This window comes from Butyrivibrio sp. FCS006 (assembly GCF_000424525.1).
In the GTDB taxonomy this organism is placed as follows: Bacteria; Bacillota; Clostridia; order Lachnospirales; family Lachnospiraceae; genus Butyrivibrio.
The window spans coordinates 84,028-103,771 of the sequence record NZ_KE384204.1 but is presented as its reverse complement, the minus strand read 5'-3'; the positions used below and the strand labels follow the sequence as shown (position 1 = coordinate 103,771).

11 protein-coding genes are annotated in these 19,744 nt (G+C 47.1%); 3 read left to right on the top strand and 8 right to left on the bottom strand.

The features are described from left to right. Positions 1 to 17 precede the first annotated feature (17 nt). The 4 genes from G633_RS0111760 to G633_RS0111745 all read right to left on the bottom strand — a co-directional run bounded on the left by G633_RS0111760 (position 18) and on the right by G633_RS0111745 (position 6,460). A complete protein-coding gene (locus tag G633_RS0111760) occupies positions 18 to 1,739 on the bottom strand; it encodes an extracellular solute-binding protein (RefSeq protein WP_026520025.1) in 1,722 nt (573 codons plus the stop codon). A 64-nt stretch (positions 1,740 to 1,803) separates the two neighbouring features. Next, positions 1,804 to 2,676 carry a carbohydrate ABC transporter permease gene (locus G633_RS0111755; RefSeq protein WP_022768005.1) on the bottom strand — a complete coding sequence of 291 codons (873 nt, stop codon included), beginning with the start codon at positions 2,674 to 2,676 and terminating at the stop codon, positions 1,804 to 1,806. Positions 2,677 to 2,691: 15 nt separating this feature from the next. Continuing rightward, positions 2,692 to 3,633, bottom strand: a complete 942-nt coding sequence (locus G633_RS0111750) for an ABC transporter permease (RefSeq protein ID WP_022768004.1) — start codon at positions 3,631 to 3,633, stop codon at positions 2,692 to 2,694. Position 3,634: 1 nt separating this feature from the next. After that, positions 3,635 to 6,460 carry a glycosyl hydrolase 115 family protein gene (locus tag G633_RS0111745; protein ID WP_081664799.1) on the bottom strand — a complete coding sequence of 942 codons (2,826 nt, stop codon included), beginning with the start codon at positions 6,458 to 6,460 and terminating at the stop codon, positions 3,635 to 3,637. Positions 6,461 to 6,663: 203 nt separating this feature from the next. Here G633_RS0111745 and G633_RS0111740 point away from each other — a divergent pair, with 203 nt between their 5' ends. Then, positions 6,664 to 7,524 (top strand): AraC family transcriptional regulator, encoded by an 861-nt coding sequence (locus G633_RS0111740; protein ID WP_022768002.1) that lies wholly within the window; start codon positions 6,664 to 6,666, stop codon positions 7,522 to 7,524. A 17-nt stretch (positions 7,525 to 7,541) separates the two neighbouring features. Here the strand turns inward: G633_RS0111740 and G633_RS18225 are convergent, their stop codons facing one another. Further along, positions 7,542 to 9,533 (bottom strand): alpha-glucuronidase, encoded by a 1,992-nt coding sequence (locus G633_RS18225; RefSeq protein ID WP_081664771.1) that lies wholly within the window; start codon positions 9,531 to 9,533, stop codon positions 7,542 to 7,544. A 96-nt stretch (positions 9,534 to 9,629) separates the two neighbouring features. Here G633_RS18225 and G633_RS0111730 point away from each other — a divergent pair, with 96 nt between their 5' ends. Further along, positions 9,630 to 10,535: an AraC family transcriptional regulator gene (locus G633_RS0111730; protein WP_022768000.1), complete on the top strand. Its 906-nt coding sequence runs from the start codon at positions 9,630 to 9,632 to the stop codon at positions 10,533 to 10,535. Positions 10,536 to 11,511: 976 nt separating this feature from the next. Here the strand turns inward: G633_RS0111730 and G633_RS0111725 are convergent. The 3 genes from G633_RS0111725 to G633_RS0111715 form a co-directional block, all read right to left on the bottom strand. Next, a complete protein-coding gene (locus G633_RS0111725; RefSeq protein WP_022767999.1) occupies positions 11,512 to 13,416 on the bottom strand; it encodes a sialate O-acetylesterase in 1,905 nt (634 codons plus the stop codon). A 112-nt stretch (positions 13,417 to 13,528) separates the two neighbouring features. Beyond that, positions 13,529 to 15,259: an SGNH/GDSL hydrolase family protein gene (locus G633_RS0111720; RefSeq protein WP_022767998.1), complete on the bottom strand. Its 1,731-nt coding sequence runs from the start codon at positions 15,257 to 15,259 to the stop codon at positions 13,529 to 13,531. 42 nt (positions 15,260 to 15,301) lie between these two features. After that, entirely contained in the window at positions 15,302 to 16,783 is a 1,482-nt protein-coding gene (locus G633_RS0111715) for a glycoside hydrolase family 43 protein (protein WP_022767997.1), read from the bottom strand. Positions 16,784 to 16,958: 175 nt separating this feature from the next. Here G633_RS0111715 and G633_RS20415 point away from each other — a divergent pair, with 175 nt between their 5' ends. Beyond that, positions 16,959 to 19,736: a carboxylesterase family protein gene (locus G633_RS20415; protein WP_022767996.1), complete on the top strand. Its 2,778-nt coding sequence runs from the start codon at positions 16,959 to 16,961 to the stop codon at positions 19,734 to 19,736. Positions 19,737 to 19,744 lie beyond the last annotated feature (8 nt).

The window sequence follows — 19,744 nt, the reverse complement described above, 5'->3', positions numbered from 1 at the left end:
CCCTGAGGAACTTAATATTATGGAAGCATATCTGCATCGCCGAAGTACTCAGCCCACTTAGCTGTTCTCTCGTCGATGATAGCCTGTCCACCTGCTGAAAGGTAATCAGCAATACCGGCTTCCCAAACTGCATCGAAGTCAGCAGTAGAAGCAACTACAGCCTGATCATAAACCTGATCTCTCTTAGCTGAAAGTGTATCACCTACACCTGCCTCAGCCTCGATAACACCAACGTTAACGTTCTTAGGCTCAAGACCGTCTGCCTTAGAAATCTTGTCAGCAGCACTTACAAGCTCAGGATCCTGTCCGGCATAACCATAAGCGATTGAAAGGTCAGCAAGCTTCTGATCACCGAAGTATGTTCCGTTACATGTGATTGTGTAGTCGATGTTCTTACCTGAGTTCTGGATTGCATCGCCTTCTGCTGCGATGATCTGGATAGCGCCTGACTCAAGAACTTCGTGTGTAACACCCTCATCACCTGCCTGGAGGTACTTGATTGTCTCAGGCTTTGAAATGAAGTCGAGGTAAAGAAGTGATGCAAGAGGCTCTGTGTTTGTTGTAGGGAAGAAGAGCTTTCTGTCGCCTGCTGAAGAGTAAAGCCACTTAGCATACTTGCCGTCTGAGTTCTGGAAGCAGTCAACCGGTACGAACTTAGCATCAGGACCTACGTTTCTAATAAGGTTAGAGTTGATTGAATCCTCACCGTTTCTGAATACATAATCCCAGTTGTGCTGGAATGCGCCTACATAGCCGGCCTTGATCATATCGTCCTCAGTTGTGTCTCCGCTTCCGTAAAGAGCGAAATCCTTCCACATAAGGCCATCGTTGTACCACTTGTTAAGGAGCTTAACAGCTTCTTTTGTCTGAGGCTCTGTAACCATTCTGTCATCGAATCCGTTGATGTAGTACTCTTTGTCAGTGATCTTAGGATCCATGAAAGATGTGATGATATTAGATGCTCTCCAACCTACATCATAGCTTGTTGAGAAAGGAACCATCTTGGAAGCGTCTTTTCCAAGAAGAGTATCAGCGTTGTCTCTGAATGCAACGAGCATGTCTTCGAACTCCTGAGTTGTTGTAGGAGCCTTCATGTTAAGAGCATCGAGCCAGTCCTGACGAACGAAAGTAACGATTCTCTGCTGCTCAGCACGTCTTCCTTCAAGTGCCCAAACTTCGCCTGTCTTAGGATCTTTGTCCCAAAGCATGTTCTGGTCACCAAGCCAGTTCCAAAGGTTTGGTGTATCAGCCTTGTACTGCTCAATGAGGTCCTGAAGATCGATAACACCGCCCATCTGAGCGTATGTAAGAACTGTAGGATAGCTGTATGTTACGCAGATGTCAGGAGCTTCGCCTGCTGCAAGAAGGTTGTTGATATCATCAACCTCTGTCCATCTTGGAACCTTCTTGAAGGTTACTTCTACGTTGTGCTCCTCGAGCATTCCCTTTTTGATGTACTCTGTGTACATGTTGTTCTCAGGATCTGAACCGCCGTCATTTCCTCTGTCGTAGATCTCTACTGTGATCTTTCTTGTGTCAGCGAACTTACCGTCTGTAAGCTCTGATGCCGTTTCAGGCTCAGCAGCAGGTGCTTCTGCCTGTGTCTCTGTTGTAGCAGCAGGTGTTTCTGTAGTTGCTGCCGGTGTCTCTGTGGTTGCCCCACCGCCCTCTGATCCGCAGGCAACTATTGAAAGAGCCATTGCAGATGCAAGAAACATAGATAATACCTTTTTCTTCATAACTCTACCTCCATATTTTTTATATGTGAAATTAATTAATTACTACCGACTTTAAATGTGTTGCTTATTCCTTAACCGCTCCAAGAGTAACTCCATGAATGAAGTACTTCTGCAGGAAAGGATAGATGCACAGGATCGGGATCGTTGAGAACATAACGATGGCTGCCTTAAGTGATGCAGCAAGTCCCGGAGCTGAAAAGCCCTCCTGTGTTGCAACCTCTACCTGGTTGATGTTGTTGATGATGTTGTACAGAAGAAGCTGCAGTGTGTAGAACCTGTCATCTCTCATGTACATCAGGGCATCTGAGTAACCATTCCATCTTCCTACTGCGTAGAACAGTGCAAGTGTTGCAAGAACCGGCTTTGACAGAGGAAGGTAAATGCTGATCAGGATCCTGAAAAGGCTTGCTCCGTCGATCTCAGCTGACTCCCTTAAGCTGTCAGGAATTCCATAGAAGAAACTCCTCATGATGATCATGTTGTAAACACTAAGTACACCGGGCAGGATCAAAACCAATGGGTTACTGAGCAGGTGGAGCTTCTGCATCAGCAGATAGTTCGGAATTGTTCCTGCGTTGAAGAACATGGTAATGGTGATAAAAATGTTAATTGCTTTTCTTCCCTTTAAGTGCTCAAAGATAAGAGGATAAGCACAAAGTGTTGTCATTGTAAGCGATGCTATGGTGCAGACAATTGTAAGAAATACAGTCCACACAAATGCTCTTATGTATTTGGGATCCTTAAGTACCGTTGCATAAGCATCGAAGTTAAGTCCCTTAGGTAAAAGATATACTTCATTTCTTACCAGGAAATCCGTGCCACTCAAGGATTTGGCAAGAAGGTTCAGCATCGGGATGACGCAGATAAGGCTCACAAAGAGGCAAAATATCACGAACACCCAGTCCCATACTTTATCAGTCGTTGATTTTACTTTCATCTCTTTTGCCCTCCCTTACCAGATTCCTCTCTCGCCAAGCTTACGAGAGATAAAGTTAGCCATCAGCAGGAAGAACACACCAACAACCGACTGGAAGAGTCCAACCGCTGTTGTCAGCGAGAACTGAAGTCCCTTGATACCTACACGATATACATAAGTTGCGATAACGTCTGCAACCTTCATGACCAGGTTGTTCTGGAATGCGAAAGGTCTGTCAAATCCGCCGCCCAGGATATTTCCGAGGTTCATGATAAGAAGAACTACGATGGTTGGCTTGATGCCCGGAAGTGTGATGTGCCACATCTTCCTGAATCTGCCTGCTCCGTCAACGGCTGCTGCCTCGTAGAGCTCAGGGTTGATGCCGGCAATTGATGCCAGATATACGATGGAGCCCCAACCGAAGTTCTGCCAGATACCGAATCCGATGTAGCTGCCGATCCAGTGAGCTGCGTCATTGAGGAACGGGATTGATGATCCGCCCATCTTCATAAGAACCATGTTTACGAGTCCGTCGTTGGGTGCAAGGAGCTGCAGCGCCAAGCTGTAGATGATGACCCATGAAAGGAAGTGAGGCATGTAAGCAATGGTCTGCACAACCTTCTTATAACGCTGGAAACAAAGCTCATTTAATATAAGAGCAAATATGATAGGTGCCGGGAATCCGAAAACAAGATCCAGCAGGTTAAGTGTAAGTGTATTTCTAAGTGCATATCTGAAATCATTATTTCCGAATGCCTTGATAAAATACTCAAAACCGTGATTAGCTGCCAGTGGCAGTTTCCAAACACTCTCTACCAGTGAGTATTTCTTGAACGCAATCTGCACATAGATCATAGGTGCATATTTAAAGATCAAAAGATACAACAGTGGTAAAAATAACATCACATAAAGTTGCCAGTACTTTTTAAGATAGACACCGGCGCCCGCCTTATTTTGGGCCTTAGCTTGCCTGCTCATTTCATTCCTCCTCTAATCCCCTGATATAGCTCTCCCTGGGTCCAAGGTAGGACTCCGGGATTTTAATTCCTTTTTTTATAAGCACTATCCTCTCAAGAACGATGCCGGGACTGCAGCCATAAAACTTAAGTTCATTTTCCCCTTTTACGAGCTTTATCATGTCCGTAACGATCTTGACGCTGTTTATTGCTTCCTCACGCCACTGAGGGCTGAAGAAAAACTGATTCTCAGGATCTCTGACGGTGTTTATTATCTTTGTCTTGCCGCCGTTTACCGAGTATCCCAGGTACTGCTCCGGCTTAAAAGTAACCGGTGTTGTAGGTGCCAGTAAAAAGACTGCCTCGTACTCACTATTTTCTGTCGCAATAAATCTGTATGTGACGCTGGGCCTTGTCTTTCCCCTGTAAAAATCCTCTGTCACAGGAAATGCCTTGATTGCGCTTCCGCTTCTTCCATAGGGAGAAAGAACTTTAAAGCCTCCCTTTTTGGTGTCTGCTTTTTCGGAAAAATGCTCGGCTTCCATGCAGATATATCCGTCGCTCTCAATAAAGAGTCCCTTTGGAGCATCCGCAGGAGAAGCTTCCACCGTTACGTGTGCGCATCCGATTCCAATGCCTTCTACAGTAAACGTGCCTGTGATCTTTTCGGACAAAAGAGCTTTATTCACCGAAAGGGTTATCCGCTCTCTTTTTTTGACCTCGCCCTCTGTCTTTGAAAACAAAAGCCAGCTGCAATCGGTGCTGATCCTGTATTTGTAAGGGATCTCGCTTCCGCTTATCAGGTCAAATTCGATACTGCTCACATCCGGTCTTAGCATGTCACTCCAGGTCTGGGGGTGATCATTCCACTCAAGGCCCGTCATGTAGTTTTCATCCTCTGCTCTGGAAACCAGCATCCTCGGCGAATTGGCGCCATATACAAGATGCCTTATTGGATATCTGTTATCCTCTTCGTTCCAGTTGATAAAGCCCACATGCTCCGATCTGCCAAAGCCTTTGTAATAGCCGCCGTCCACCGTTTCATACTCATCAATGATACGGGCATCTTCTTTTACGCAAGCGTCAAGCTGCTCTGCAACATCGTTGGCTTCAATTCTGTTCTGCATTGCAAAGAACTTGTTCCTGCCGGCCAGTATCCACATCTTCATGAGGTTGGCCGTTCCGCAAGCCGGATAGTACAAAAGAGATATGAATGCCGAGAGATTCTCGTCATCTATTCTCTTTTTAAGTGCAGCTGATTCCTTAAGTATCTCATCACTGAGGTCAAGGACCATGTCTGCCTCTCCAAAGTGAAGAGGGTGGTAAACATCTGCATTCATGATCTCGTGGCGTCTCTTTTCAAGAAGAGAGGTGTAATCCCACAGGATCTTTTTTGCTTTGTTTCTTCCGGAGAGAGGAAGCATACCACCAAACTGCCTCTCCGCCCACTCATTTACGTAAGTCTCAGTGATGGCTGCATCTGTGCCGCCCCACTTATCTATGTCGTAAGCAAGGTCAAGGAAATATGAAAGACCAAGCTCCTGAGTGCCTATATCACCAACATTGGTGACCCAGATCTGTCTTACGCCGAACTCGTAAGCTGCTGTCATCTGCTCCCATACCCTTGGGAGGAAGGTGGCTCCTATCCACTTAAAGGAATAAGGACCACCGTGCATATCCATGTGATAGTACATTCCGAATCCGCCGGGATGATTTCTCATCTCCTTATCCGGAAGTGTTCTTGTGTAGCCGACGTTGTTATCGGAGAGGATTAAAGTTACATCCTCAAGCTCCGGATCACCCATAAGGCCCTTTGTCTTTTCATTGCCGTAGAAGAATTCTTCCACTTCGGAGAAAAGAACTATCTGCCTCGGAACGTTCTTTAGATCATCATCAATGGTCTCTTTGATAAGATCGTTCTGGGTCTTCAAAACGTCTTTTACCAGATCTATGTTATCCTGTAGCGAAGCATCATCCCCAAGTATCCTTGAGTCTCTCTCGCCTCGCATGCCAAGAGTTATTACATTTTCAAAGGACTTGTTTCTTATAAGTCCGTCTCGCCAGAAACGGGTGATTCCCTCTCTGTTTGCCCTAAAGTCCCAGGCATCTCCGTAGATTGAGTTCTCTCCCCGAAGGAGCCTGTACTCCTCTCCGCTTCTCATGCAGGGTTCGTGGTGGGATGTGCTCATCACCACTCCGTACTCGTCCGCAAGTCTTGCGCTCTCAAGCCCCGGTCCGTCCATGCTGAAGTTCGATGCCCACATGGCAGGCCATAGGTAGTTGCCCTTAAGGCGAAGGAGAAGTTCGAAAACTCTCTCATAGCAATTGGCGTTTATTCCGCCGAAGTGCTCTGTGGCCCAATTTCCAAAAGCCGGCCACTCATCATTTATAAAGAATCCTCTGTATTTAACAGATGGCTCTTTGCTGACCATGTTTACTTCATCTGTCAATGAAGCGTTTTTCTTCTTTTTGGGTAATACGTGATTCCAGTTAACAAGTGGTGATACCCCGAGAAGCTCCGAGAGATGGAACAGTCCGTAGATGGTTCCGCGCTTGTCGCTTCCGGCGATGACCACAGCGTGATCAACTCCATCCATCGGGCTGTCTATAACCTGAAAGCTGTAGACTTCCCACTTGCCTCTCACTTCCTCTAAATCTATGAGTCCCTTTTCTTCAAGCTCATCCAGGTAATCGCTCCTGCCGACGGTTCCGTAAATTATCAGGTTCTTACACTTACATCCCTTTGTATATTCACCTGCATGGAACCCTGTTACCAGGTACAGGTCCTGCCTGACCAGTGCTGCTACCTTATTGACTCCGGGAAAAGATTTAGATTCGTAAGTGAACATTAACCTGTTATCAAAACTGACCTTTGACACTTTTACCCCCACCAGGTTTTCTTTCCACTTTTGCTTGTTGATGTTTCCCCATTTGAATGCTATAAATAAATCATAGGGCATGGGATTTTAATACAAATACACAAAAAACCATATATTTTTTGCATTTTCCGATATAAAGTGCACAAGCTCTTTTCCCATGTATAAGGAGAGGTATGAAAAAGTGTCTGAACTTCCCGTATACCGTCATAGACAGCGAGATCATCTGTGAGCACAAGAAGGCCCGTGTCGATCCCACTGACATCAGCACTGTCCACAACCACGACGGATATGAAGTTGTTCTTTTCTTAAAAGGGGATGTAAATATGATGGTGGAACCCGAGCTTTTCAAGATGGAGCCCGGGGACATTTTCTTTATAAGCCCGCTGGTCTTCCATGGTGTTGACCTTGAGGATGTAAGCGGCTATGAGAGGATCGTCATCAACGTCCAGTACGAGTATCTAAAGAGCCTCGGTGATTCCGAGACTGATTTTAGCACGCTCTTTAGGAGCACGAATTCTGCAAACATGAATCACCTGCGCATTCCAAAGGAGTCGATCCCCAAGTTCATTGCCGTGGCAAAAAACCTTGAGGAAGCCCTCCACAGCGAGTGCTACGGCCACAGTGTCCTGGCGAAGGCCTACCTTGCAGAGTTCCTTCTTCTTACCTGCAAGTACTCTGAGAACGTTCCTCCGCAGAAAAAAAGCAGCACTATGCCCGTTGCCGTGGCAAAAGTGCTGGAATATATCGATAGACATCTCTCTGATGAGATCACTATAAATGCCATGTCTGCTGAGCTTCACTACAGCAGTGATCACCTTAGCCGCGCTTTTAGCGAAGCGACAGGTGACTCTTTAAAACATTACATTAATGCAAAAAAAATCGCTCTTGCACAAAAATTATTGCTGGAAAATAATTCCCCCTACGATGTGTGCTTCATGGTGGGATACAACAATTATTCCAGCTTTTCAAGGCGTTTCTCAACGCAGATAGGCGTCTCGCCCAAGCAGTATCAGTTATCGAACCGCGTGGGCTAAGCCTTCATATCTTTTGCTTAATAAATGGTTCTGCCTTTTTCGTCCGGAATGCCACATTTTCTGTAGAAGTAGGAGTTCACCTGATCTCTCCACTCTCTGGCATTATCCAGCTGAAGGTCGAACCTTTCTTTTACCCTTTTGTAGACTTCCTCGGGAACTGCATCTTTTAAGCTGTCCCAGTCTGCTGCAAGACCTCTTGCCTCTTCTTCTCCCTGGAAATGACTGTCGTAGATGTGCTGGATCAGTGTCTTTCCGGTCTTAAGCTTCCAGGTGTACGGAATGTGATGGAAGAAAAGAAGGAGTTCTTCCGGGCAGGTATTCGGGTCGTTGTACAACTTTGCATTTTCCGGGTAGTACTGCTGGGCATAGCCCGTTCCCCTATCTGTTCTGTCAACACCGATCCCAAGGTGATCAGCCCTGTGATAGGTTCCCCATCTTGAGTATTCATAGCCGTCAACGCTTGGTCCGTAGTGGCCGTTTGGTGTTACCATCCAGCCGATTCCAAGAGGTGATGTGTATCTCTCGTAGATCTCTCTTGAGCGAAGAAGCATGCTGCAGAGGATGTCCTCTTCCTTCTTTGGAAGATTCAGTGTCTGAGCGATCCACTCTCTTGCTATTTCTTCAGCTGTGAGCTCTGTGTTAAAAGACAATCTTCCGAATCCGTAGGTATTGGCTGCTGCCAGGTCATCTCCGGTCCAGTTCATGTCATTTCCGGTGTTGATGACTGCTGACATTCCTCCGAGATTGTTGCCCATGGTGCGACCACTTACAATGTCAGCCACAGTGTCTTTTTCCTCATTGCAATGTGTGTGGAAGTCGAGAACTTCCTTGAAAAGAGGGATGAGATAACACAGGTCGATCTGATGGCCTGTGTACTCCTGAGCTGCCTGAACCTCCAGCATCTGGTTGGTCTTTGTAAGGCCACCGAGAAGGGGAGATACGGGTTCGCGGATCTGGAAATCCATAGGTCCGTTCTTTATCTGAAGGATGACGTTGTCATGATATGCTCCGTCAAGGTCCTTGAAGTAATCGTAGCCGGCTCTTGCTCTGTCTGTCTTGGTGTCGCGCCAGTCCTGAGTGCAGTTATAGACAAAGCATCTCCAGATGATGATTCCGCCGTAAGGAGCTATCACATCGGCGAGCATGTTGGCGCCATCTGCCTGAGTCCTTCCGTAGGTGAAAGGTCCCGGTCTTCCCTCTGAATCTGCCTTTACAAGGAAGCCTCCGAGGTGCGGGAGATTGTCGTAAACTTCCTTTATCTTTTTCTCCCACCAGGAGATGACTGATCTATCAAGAGGATCGCAGGTGTCCATGCCTCCGATCTCGATAGGTGATGCGAAGTTAAGGGACATGTAGAGCTTTATTCCGTAACCTTCAAAGATGTCCGAAAGCTCTTTTACCTTATCAAAGTACCTGTCAGTGATGAGGTATGAAGCTGCTCCCTTTACATTTACGTTGTTGATGACAATGCCGTTGATGCCGATGCTGGCCATGAAGCGGGCGTAGTCTCTGGTTCTGTCGTTTATGATGATCTCTTCGTTTTCGAAGAAGAAAGAATTTCCTGAGTATCCGCGCTCGATGCTGCCATCCATGTTGTCCCAGTGGTTCATCATTCTAAGAGGGTTGGATGGAGAGGCTGTCTCGGCTACTTCGTCAGCTCTTTTACCACATGCTATTAGGCGCAGGATTGCGAAGACGCCGTAGAGAACGCCATTTGCGTCGGATGCGCTAAGGTCTATGCCGTTAGTGCTTCCTTTGATGCTATAGCCTTCTGCGGATATTGAAGCGACCTTTGCGATCTTAAGTGTCAGCGCCTTCTTGCCGGCTTCCGGCGAATCCGATACCTGCTCTCCGGTAAGGAGCTCTATGGCTTTTCTGAACTCGCATATTGCATTTGATATGACAACATCAGTGTCTGAAAATCCTTCAAGGGCGATATTCCATGCGCCATCGCCCTCGTAGACTCTGTGGTAATTCAGCCAAAGCTGTGTCCAATCAGTTGTTCCCATAAAAAGTTTTCCCTTCTGTTTCACAAATATTTGCACGCCCTTGGCGTAAAATGCTAGAATATGTACGAGTTAACATAAATCAAAGGAGAATGATCCATGATTGAAGATATTAACGCCCAGTCCAGAGAAGATATAATTTACGACACTTTAAAGGGCGTCCTTCTCTATCACAATACGCTCAACGAATATCCGCTCCACTGGCACAACGAGGTAGAGCTGATCCTTCCTTTGTCAGGGTCATTCCAGGTTAAGTTTCACAACGATTCTTCCGCAGTTGTTAACTGCGTTCCCGGAGATATAATGCTTATCGCTCCCGGAACCCTTCATGAGTACCTGTCTGTTGCACCGGGCGGTGAGAAGATGATCCTTCTCTTTGACTTTACCCGCTACTCACAGGTTTCTCTTATGGTTCCACTCCTTAAAACTCTTCCGCCCTACGTTCATGTTAAGCAGAGCCAGTTCCCTGTGGAAGCTGCGCGCCTTCAGAACTACTTCTGGGACATTGAGCGCCTCTACGGAGAGAGCGATGAATTTCTTCAGATATCTGTATATTCTCTGGTGACTCTGATCCTTGCCCAGATTGGAAGCATGCATCTTGTGGATGCTATTGTTCCCACCGGCACTTCAGATTCCCAGTCCAAAAACATTGAAAAACTAGTGGCTGTAACCAACTACATCGATTCCCACAGAAGTGAGGATCTCTCGGTTGAACAGCTTGCTGAGCTTGCAGGCTTTTCCAAGTACCACTTCGAGAGACTCTTTAAGTCCTCCATGGGCATCTCCTGCTATCAGTACATCACCAAGCGCCGCGTAATGATGGCTCAGGAGCTCCTTGGCGACACCGACCTCTCAGTCATGGACATCGCACTGCAGTCAGGGTTCTTCTCTCTTTCAACCTTCAACCGTGTATTCAAGGATATGAACGGCTGCTCACCCACCGAGTACCGCAAGATGTACCTCCAGGGTGCCGACGTCGCCGGCCGAACCTACACCAAGCAATAAGGTCCGAAAGCTATTGGCTGCTGTCGTCAAAAATTGACTCGGTCACCTTGAGCACGCTCTCGCTCGTCCTCGTTGGTAGCGGTGAGTCACCGGGGACGTTTCACTTTGTCTCATTTTGAGTCAGTGGGGACGGTTCTCTTTGACTCCTTTTCTATATCTTCTGTTGAGTTCTTGTCATATATATAGAAAACAGATCTTCTCAAAAACTTTGTCAGGCAGTTTTTCTATACTTCGAGACAACTTCTGCTCATATATATAGAAAACTCTTCACCCCAAAATCTTTATAAGCTTGTTTTTCCATACCCCAGAAATACTTTTTCTCACATATATAGAAAATTGAATCAACATACTTTTTCAAGTGTCCAATTTTCTATACCATGGACATAGTTTCAATTGTATATATAGAAAATCTTATGATCACACATTTTCTACGCCCCGAAGGCACTTTTCACAATATAGGTAGAAAGAATTTCTTAAACAAAATTCAAAATGCCTTATTTTCTACGCCCAACGGCCACTTTTGGGGATATAGGTAGAAAGATTCTCCACATTCATTTCTATTTTCTGTGCCCATAGATCACTTTTTTCTGTATAGGTAGAAAATAATCCCTAATGCAAAATTTTTCTCTCATACTTTCTACGCCCACAGCCTACTTTTTGCTGTATATGTAGAAAATCAGCAAAACCTCATCTTTCTGCCTGCACTTTCAATCTTGAATGCAACGCCCTTTTTCCTGCCCGCCTTAGTGACCAATATGTTCGGATGAATACCGGAGTCAAGGGACAGTACGCTGGGCGCCGCTTTTTGGCGCCCGGGCAGCACTTGGCTCCGGTATTCACCCGAACTACAATCGCCGGGCGCGGGCAGAATCTTCCGGATCTTGCAAAATGGGTCAATGTGAAACGTCCCCGGTGTCTCATAATGAGTCAAACTGAAACGTCCCCGGTGTCTCAAAACTGAAACGTCCCCGGTGACTCATTTTACTTCGAGTTCGAAGGGGCCCATTGGGAGGTTGGCCTTGTTGTAGATCATGGCTCCCGAATATGTATAGGCAACCAGGTACTTAACCTTCTTTATCTTTTCTACCTTAAGGTTTGTCTGAAGCTGAATTGCTTCGCCGACAATCTTAGCCTTGGCTTCGTACTCTTTTCCTTTATCATCAACTACAACAAAATCGCGGATCTCGCTGCCCTTGCCGATGTCTCTGGCAACCATTCCGTCGGCGTGATCAAACCTGATCTCTACAGTTGAGCCCTTCATAAGGCCTGAACCTGTAGCCTTAACTGAAACAGGAATAGGTGTAGGACCTGTGAACTCGCCGGCATAGCCGTAGCGAAGGTGCGCAGCCCAGAGGGCCAGGCGCTTGCCGATGCGGCGCTTGCCTGTGGGATGAAGATCGTTGTCTTCTCCAAGATCCATGTTTACTGTCATTCCAACCATCGGATCGTCCAGGAGCTTTGCCTGCTTTAATCTGAACTCAGGCCATGGATCGTCCACCGGCTGAATATCTATAACAAAGTTAGGGAGCTGAACCGTGATGTAAGGAAGGTTTTCCTCTCCCCACTTATCTCTGTAGCCCTTTATCATGCGCTTTGAGAGATCAACATAGTCATATGGCTCATAGGTATTTGACTCGCCCTGATACCAGATGATTCCATCTATTGGGAAGTTGTGACAAGGCGCAGTCATGGCGTTGTAAAGACCTGTCGGATGCCAGTTGATAAAGTCTGTGGGCGGAATCTCTCCGCATCTTGCAGCAACCTTGTAGTACCAGGTACCATCAAGCCTTACCTCAGCATCATCGTTGAATATCTTGTACTCCTTGTCCGGAGTTATCCTTCCAAGGCCGTACTCAACGCAGAGTCTTATTGCGATCACATTTCCTTTTTCCCTGGTAAGTCCCTCGGGAATATCATATTTCCTCGGCGGATACTGATACTCTATCCCGCCGACCTTCACTCCGTTAACAAATACCTCGTCCCTGTCTACCATTGTTCCAAGGAACAGTCTTGCGTTCTTTCCGGCAAGTTCCTCAGGCAGGTCAAAGCTCTTTCTGAACCATACCGATCCGCACATTCCGTTTAGCTCAGTATCCTTAAACATCACCGGAATATCCATTTCCTTCCAGCTGCGCTCGTCGAGCTCTTCTTTCATCCACTTCTCTGAAAGTCCCCTGTCAAGCTTATCGAGCTTCTCTCTCCAGAGCGTTCCGTTGATGACGTTTTTGTCCGCCTGATTCTTTCTGAAATCATCGTCGGCGTATTTATCCGCCTCTTCTATAAGTTCGTCATACCCCTCCAGCATCTCTTTTGACATCCAGGAGGAAATCTTGGATCCGCCAAGGGATGCATTTATAAATCCAACAGTCTGACCTGTGAGCTTCTGAAGATATGCAGCAAAGAAGTATCCGGTCGCAGAGAAGTCCATGATGGTATCCTTTTTAACTCTGCTCCATGCGCCGCTCCTCAGCTCCGCCAAAGGTCCGTGGAAATCTGTGTCCTCCACGATCTTGAAGGTCCTGATCCCGGGATTCTCCTCAATCTGAGCAAGAGCAGGATACCTGTCCTTAACCCTTGCGATGGGAAGCTCCATGTTGGACTGACCGGTGGCGAGCCACACGATGCCTATCATTACATCTTTAACCGCGATCTCCTCGTCCTTATCGTCTGAAACGATGAGCTCGTAAGGGCCTCCGCTCTCTTTTGCAGAAAGGTAGATATCAAACCTTCCTCTATCGTCAGCCTTTCCTGTGGACATGAGATTATCGAGCCTTACCTCGATTCCTCTTCCAGGCTCGTCCCATCCCCAAATATGTATTCTTTTACGTCTCTGAATGACCATTCCGTCCGAAATGATCTTTGGAAGTACTAATTTACCCATTTCGTTTTCCCCATGTTTCCCCATAGTCCTTCTATGGCTAATTATACAAAAACATGGCGACATGCTTCTTCACATTTTCCGCCATGTTTTTTCTCATTTTCTGATATCTATTTCAGCAGACTCCAAATCCGAGAATGGTAAACTTCTTATCTTCGTCTACATCCTTCATCTTAATGAGGACTTCCCGTTTCCTGCTCTCCGCCTCATTTACAAGGATCACGGCGTTGCAGTGGGTCCATCCGTTTACGTGAGGATCCGCATCCAGGACCTTCTTACCATCGACATAGACCTCAGCCGTGCCATGGCTTGCAGCAGCTGAATCCTTGAATATCAGAAGCAGTCTCTTACAGGTAAGCGTCATCTTAAAGGGCTCACTTCCGCCTTCGTGACACCAGTTGTGCGGAAATTCGGGAGTCATCTTGATATCCTTATCCATCTCCACAGCCTGCAGGTCTTCATCTTTTTGGTCAAAAGAGCCTTCGGCCACCTCTCCGATATCGTACTTCTTTTTAAGCGCATCCATCTCTTTCTTATCAAGAAGCTCTACCTGCTCAAAATCTGCTCCGATCACCGGCTCAATTTCCGCAAGAGAAATCTCTTTTCCCTGATCAGCAGGAAGAGGCCCTACACTTACCACCTCCATCAGGTTCGTCAGGCAGTCAGCCATGATCTGATGTCCAAGATTACTGGGATGATACACATCGTAGAAGTACTGGTTCTTGGAGATGACGCGCCCATCCTTAGGCATCAGCGGAAACTGCGGACTTACGGCATCAAGGACGCTGACCATCGGAAGATCATAATTCTTTCCAACAGGAGATAATCTGTCCTGAAGATTCCAGTCGTTTGAGAAAACTGCAAATAGCAGAACTACCGCTGGCTTCCAGGGAAGAGAAAGAGCTTTTCTCACAAGGCTCTCGTAGCATACGCCCTGAGTTTCATCGCCCTCATCGTTAACTGCAAACTCTATGACAACAAGGTCAGGCTCGCACTTCCCATCACGGAGCACATCTCTCTCAAACCTGATCATTCCAAGCTCTGAAGGAGTTCCTCCAACACCGGCCTTAACAAAGGTGCACTCTCCGCCCTTCATATATCTTTTTACAAAGTCCTCGTAAAAGACCCTTGCGTAGCACTTCTCATTGATGGGAATAGCGCCGGCTCCCTGAGTTATTGAGCCTCCGATAAATGAAAGAGTTACATCCTCTCCGGAAGCTGCCTTATCAAGGACCTTTCTGAGCCTTTCGGTATTACCGGTCTGCATAAGGCTATTGCCGATCATCTTTTTGTAGCCTTCAGAAGCGAAATCTACTGCAACTTCCTCGGGCTGCTCGGGAGCTTCAAACCCGTCATTAAGATAGAACCTTACATCTGCCGTGGCGCAGAGCCCCTCTTTATCAAAAAGAAATCTCATCTGCCCCAGCTCTTTATCGCCGTCCTTCCAGTCGACGCCATCAAGCTCAATTACAGTCTCCATGCCATCCATGGCAAGCTCCGCTTCAATGACGGTTACCTCTTCGCCGGGAGTATTCGGATACAGCTCTGCCACAAACCTTGTCTTCTCAGCAGCTTTCTCGCAGGATACGCTGACTCCGATGGAGTGGACCATCTTCTGAAGACCTGTTCTTGTGGTCAGGCTCTCTATCATCTCTTCATCTGTGACATTACCCGTGAGCTTGGCAGCATCGGTAAGTCTTCCCATATCCATGTACAAAAAGTGAGCAAAGCTTCCATCCGGCTGCGGAGCTCCGAATATTTCCTTGTCCTTCATAATATAGAAAAAAGGACGCTTCTTAGTTGGATCCTTGGGTGCCACAGGCCCCTTGTTTGCTATCTCTGCCATAATTTCCCCCATATCTTACAAAACAGTTTTCGCCGCGCAAGATCACTCTACAAATTTCCAGGAATAGAACTCAAAGCCTTCACCCTCAAAGACAAAGTACAGATCATGAATTCCTACAGCCTGAGTATCGAGCCTGTTTGAAATCTTAATGAGCTCTTCTCCGGCGTCCACTCCCTTTACAGGCTCCATGCCAACTTCAATCTCCTCTATGGGCTTTGACTCAGGTGAGTCTAGGCATACAAGGATCTTGCCTCTTATCTTATCTGACCTTCTTCCGTCAGCTCTTTTCACCATAACTTCCACAAGCCTTGCAGGATCTGCGCCAAAGTCCACACCACTTATCTGCACCCAGCTTCCGCTCTTGATTGCAGTCAGGATCATGTCGCCGGAGCCGTATTTAACTGCCTCTTCTCCGTACTGCCTTGTGGCAACACCTGCTGAATTTGACATGGTAACTGCTTTTGTCTCCACGTAAGGATCGACGCACTTAAGCTGCCTAACACCCTCTCTTGTAGCAACGCTGGCAGAAGGCTGCCCCTTCTCATCGATCACAAGCTTGTCAATGCTGGTGCTGCGATAGCCCTTAAGAATGCCCATGCTCTCCTCTAATATCCTTGAGTGGTAGGTGATGTAATACTCGCCCTCAAACTTAAACATACAGTGGTGGTTATTTCCGCCAAGTCCAAAGAAATGCTCAGGATTCTTAAGAACAGGATTTGCCATCTCAAAAGGTCCCATGGGATCATCGGAAACCATGGTTACTATCTCGCCCTGCTCAAAGCCTTTTTCCTTCTCGGCTTCAGGTGTCATGGAGAAGTTTGAGCAGTAGGAATAATAGTACTTTCCATCAATCTTATTTATGCCGGAATCCTCAAAGAGATAGGATACATTTTCTATGGGCTTCGGATCTCCCACGATAGAGATCATGTCTTTTCCAAGCTTGACAACCCTTGCTGTTCCGGGATCAGAAGCTTTGTCATCAGACGGAACTCCGCCCCCGAAATATATGTAGCTCTCGCCGTCATCATCCATGAGAACTGCAGGGTCAAAGAGCCATGTTACCTCGGCACAGGTGGGTGTTTCTCTTGATATAAGCGCATGTCCAAGAGGATCGGTAAACGGTCCTACAGGGCTGTCTGCCGTAAGGACTGCGATTCCGTTTCCGCTGTTAGCAAAGTACAAAAAGAACTTGTCCTTCCCATCTATTGTCTTCCATGCTGCTGCCGGCGCCCAGGAATTTCCGCCCCATTTCGCCTGGCCGTTTGCACCTGCTGCATAGACCGTTCCGTGGTCCGTCCAGTTAACAAGGTCGTCAGATGAAATGACGCTGATCTTGTCGATCTTACTATAGGTATTCTCCTGGATTTCCCCGATGTCATTGACCTCCGGATAATCCAGTGTCATGTAAATATATACTCTTCCCTTGTACTCAAGTGCATAGGGGTCAGCTCCGAATCTCTGCACCATTACAGGGTTGTGGTCTGAAAGCGCCTTGTAGCTGCTTAGGATCTTGATATCACTCATTTTGGTAATCCTCCAAATTTAGGTTCATGTTATAGAAAAATATACACCAAGATTTATTTCCGTTTCTTTTCATAAATTGCTAATTTATTGCCATTATTTGATTGGAAGATGGTGGCCGTCGAGAATAAATTAAAATTAATGAACTATATAATTCATGAGAATAAGGGGAAAAATCATGCTTAGAGAAACAGTAACAGAAAACGGAAAAGTCAGGGGACTTCCCGGAAATGACCCTCGTATCACGGTCTTTAAGGGCATCCCTTTTGCAGCACCACCTATAGGAAAAAACAGATGGAGAGCGCCACAACCGGTGCAGAACTGGGAGGGGACACTGGACGCCTTTGAGTTTGGTCCCATCTCAATGCAGGATACACCGGGCATCGGCGAGCTCGTTTATAACCGCGAGTGGCACGTTGATCCCGAAATCAGAAACAGCGAGGACTGCCTCTACCTCAACATTTGGACACCTGCCAAAAAAGCCGATGTAAAACTCCCCGTCCTTGTATGGATCTACGGCGGAGGCTTCCAGTGGGGCTACACGGCAGAGATGGAATTTAACGGAGAACCTCTTGCTGAGAGAGGTGTCATTGTCGTTAGCATTGCCTACCGTCTTGGATGCTTTGGCTTTATGGCTCATCCCGAGATAACAGGCGAGTCACCTGCTTCTCCTTCCAACTTCGGTCTTCTCGACCAGAAGGCAGGCCTTGACTGGGTTAAAAGAAATATCGCCTCCTTCGGCGGAGACCCGGATAGGATCACTATCGGAGGCCAGTCAGCAGGCGGAGCCAGCGTTCAGCATCAGCTCAGCTGCGAAGACAACAAAGACATCATCAAGGCTGCAGCGATCTTTAGCGGAATCATAAGACTCGATAATTCAGATGCAGACATCTTCCATCCATTAAACCTTAAGCAGGCAGAGGACCTCGGAAAAGAATTCTTTGAGAGCCTTGGTGTAAAAGATCTGGAAGAAGCACGAGCTCTTTCTTCAAGGGAGCTTCTTGATGGCTACAACAAATTTGCAGAAACTCACAGAAGAATGTTCCCGATCATCGACGGACTCTTTTGCAAGGATGATCCCACAGAAAATATTGCAAACGGCAAGAGCCTTAATGTTCCCATCATTTCAGGAAACACCACGGATGAGTTTTCAGAAGCCGGCGTAAACATGGTTGAGCGCTCTGTTAAGCAGGTGTTCTTAAAAGCAAACGAAAATCGTCCTGATCAGAAGCTTTACTACTACAGATTTGATCCCGACATTCCGGGAGACGGTCATGCGGGAGATTCTTATCCCGGCACTTTCCACTCGGTAGATCTGTGGTTCTTCTTCGATACACTTCACATGTGTCACAGGCCCTACGCAGGAAGGCACTTTGAGCTGGCCTGTCAGATGTGCGACTACTTTGCAAACTTTATCAAGACAGGTGATCCCAACGGATGTGGCAAGGACAGAACTCCTCTTCCGAAGTGGGAGCCTTTTGCAGATGCAGCCAGAAACGAAATGGAGTTTCTTGGCCGCGGAGCATCACCAAGGCAGGAGGGCGGCATAAGACAGGGCAGCAAGAAGCAGGCAGTCAACCCCTATCTTCCATCCTGGGAATACATCCCGGACGGCGAACCTTACGTATTCGGAGACAGGGTTTATGTCTACGGTTCACACGATCTTGTGGGAGGAGAGACCTTCTGCCTCGGAGATTATGTGTGCTGGTCAGCGCCTGTTAATGACCTCGGCAACTGGCACTATGAGGGTGTTATCTATCCCAAGACTTCAGATCCTTTAAACCCTGACGGACATCAGTGCCTCTATGCACCTGATATCACAGTCGGACCGGATGGCAGATACTATCTCTACTACGTCCTCGACAAAGAAAATGTCGTGTCGGTAGCAGTAGCCGATACTCCTGCAGGACCTTTTGAATTCTACGGATATGTTCACTACGAAGACGGAACAAAGCTTGGCAAAAAAGCCGGCGACGAGCCACAGTTTGACCCCGGTGTAATGACAGAGGGAAATATCACTTACCTCTACACAGGCTTCTGCGGACATGGCGACAAGTCAAGGCACGGTGCAATGTACACAGTCCTTGGAAAAGACATGCTGACAGTAGTCAAGGCTCCGGAGATAATCGTGCCCGGTGCCAAGTACAGCCAGGGAACTGATTTCGAAGGACACGCTTTCTTCGAAGCTCCATCCATCAGAAAACGCGGTAATACCTACTACTTCATTTACTCATCGGAAGTTATGCACGAGCTGTGCTATGCAACATCTGATAAACCGGAAGGCCCATTTACCTACGGCGGCGTTATCGTAAGTAACTGCGACCTCCATATAGATACCTACAAAAATGCCGAGGATCCATCCGGTTACGGCGCCAACAACCACGGCAGCATCGTGGAAATTGAAGGCAGCTGGTATATCTTTTACCACAGACATACCCATGGCACCTGGTTCTCAAGACAGGGCTGCGCAGAGAGGATCGAGTTTACAGAAGACGGCAGGATCCCTCAGGTAGAGATCACTTCCTGCGGGCTTAACGGCGCTCCTCTTAAGGACATCGGTGAATACCCTGCTTACATTGCCTGCAACATCTTCACTCCCGAGAAGAAGATGTATGTTGAGGACAGCGCTCCAAGGGTTGTCCAGGAGGGTGGCGATGGCGACCAGAACGACGGCTACATCAAGGGAATCACAGACGGAACGACCATTGGATTTAAGTACTTTGATTTTAATGATGTTAAGGGACTTCGCATTAAGACAAGGGCATACTTTGATGGCCACTTTGAAATTAAGACCGATCTTTCAAAAGAGACTTTGGCTCTTTTAACAGCAATCGGATCAAACATCTGGACAGCCCACGAATGCAGGTTTGATGCGGTTTCCGGAGAAAATCCGCTTTACCTTATATATAAAGGAAGCGGGAGCTGTTCTCTTAAGTCTGTTGAGTTCCTTCACTGAGCATTCAT

Bases quoted from the DNA above. Each gene is read 5' to 3' on its own strand.
- G633_RS0111760 (WP_026520025.1), bottom strand. From the start codon at position 1,739: ATGAAGAAAAAGGTATTATCTATGTTTCTTGCATCTGCAATGGCTCTT.
- G633_RS0111755 (WP_022768005.1), bottom strand. From the start codon at position 2,676: ATGAAAGTAAAATCAACGACTGATAAAGTATGGGACTGGGTGTTCGTG.
- G633_RS0111750 (WP_022768004.1), bottom strand. From the start codon at position 3,633: ATGAGCAGGCAAGCTAAGGCCCAAAATAAGGCGGGCGCCGGTGTCTAT.
- G633_RS0111745 (WP_081664799.1), bottom strand. From the start codon at position 6,460: ATGTTCACTTACGAATCTAAATCTTTTCCCGGAGTCAATAAGGTAGCA.
- G633_RS0111740 (WP_022768002.1), top strand. From the start codon at position 6,664: ATGAAAAAGTGTCTGAACTTCCCGTATACCGTCATAGACAGCGAGATC.
- G633_RS18225 (WP_081664771.1), bottom strand. From the start codon at position 9,533: ATGGGAACAACTGATTGGACACAGCTTTGGCTGAATTACCACAGAGTC.
- G633_RS0111730 (WP_022768000.1), top strand. From the start codon at position 9,630: ATGATTGAAGATATTAACGCCCAGTCCAGAGAAGATATAATTTACGAC.
- G633_RS0111725 (WP_022767999.1), bottom strand. From the start codon at position 13,416: ATGGGTAAATTAGTACTTCCAAAGATCATTTCGGACGGAATGGTCATT.
- G633_RS0111720 (WP_022767998.1), bottom strand. From the start codon at position 15,259: ATGGCAGAGATAGCAAACAAGGGGCCTGTGGCACCCAAGGATCCAACT.
- G633_RS0111715 (WP_022767997.1), bottom strand. From the start codon at position 16,783: ATGAGTGATATCAAGATCCTAAGCAGCTACAAGGCGCTTTCAGACCAC.
- G633_RS20415 (WP_022767996.1), top strand. From the start codon at position 16,959: ATGCTTAGAGAAACAGTAACAGAAAACGGAAAAGTCAGGGGACTTCCC.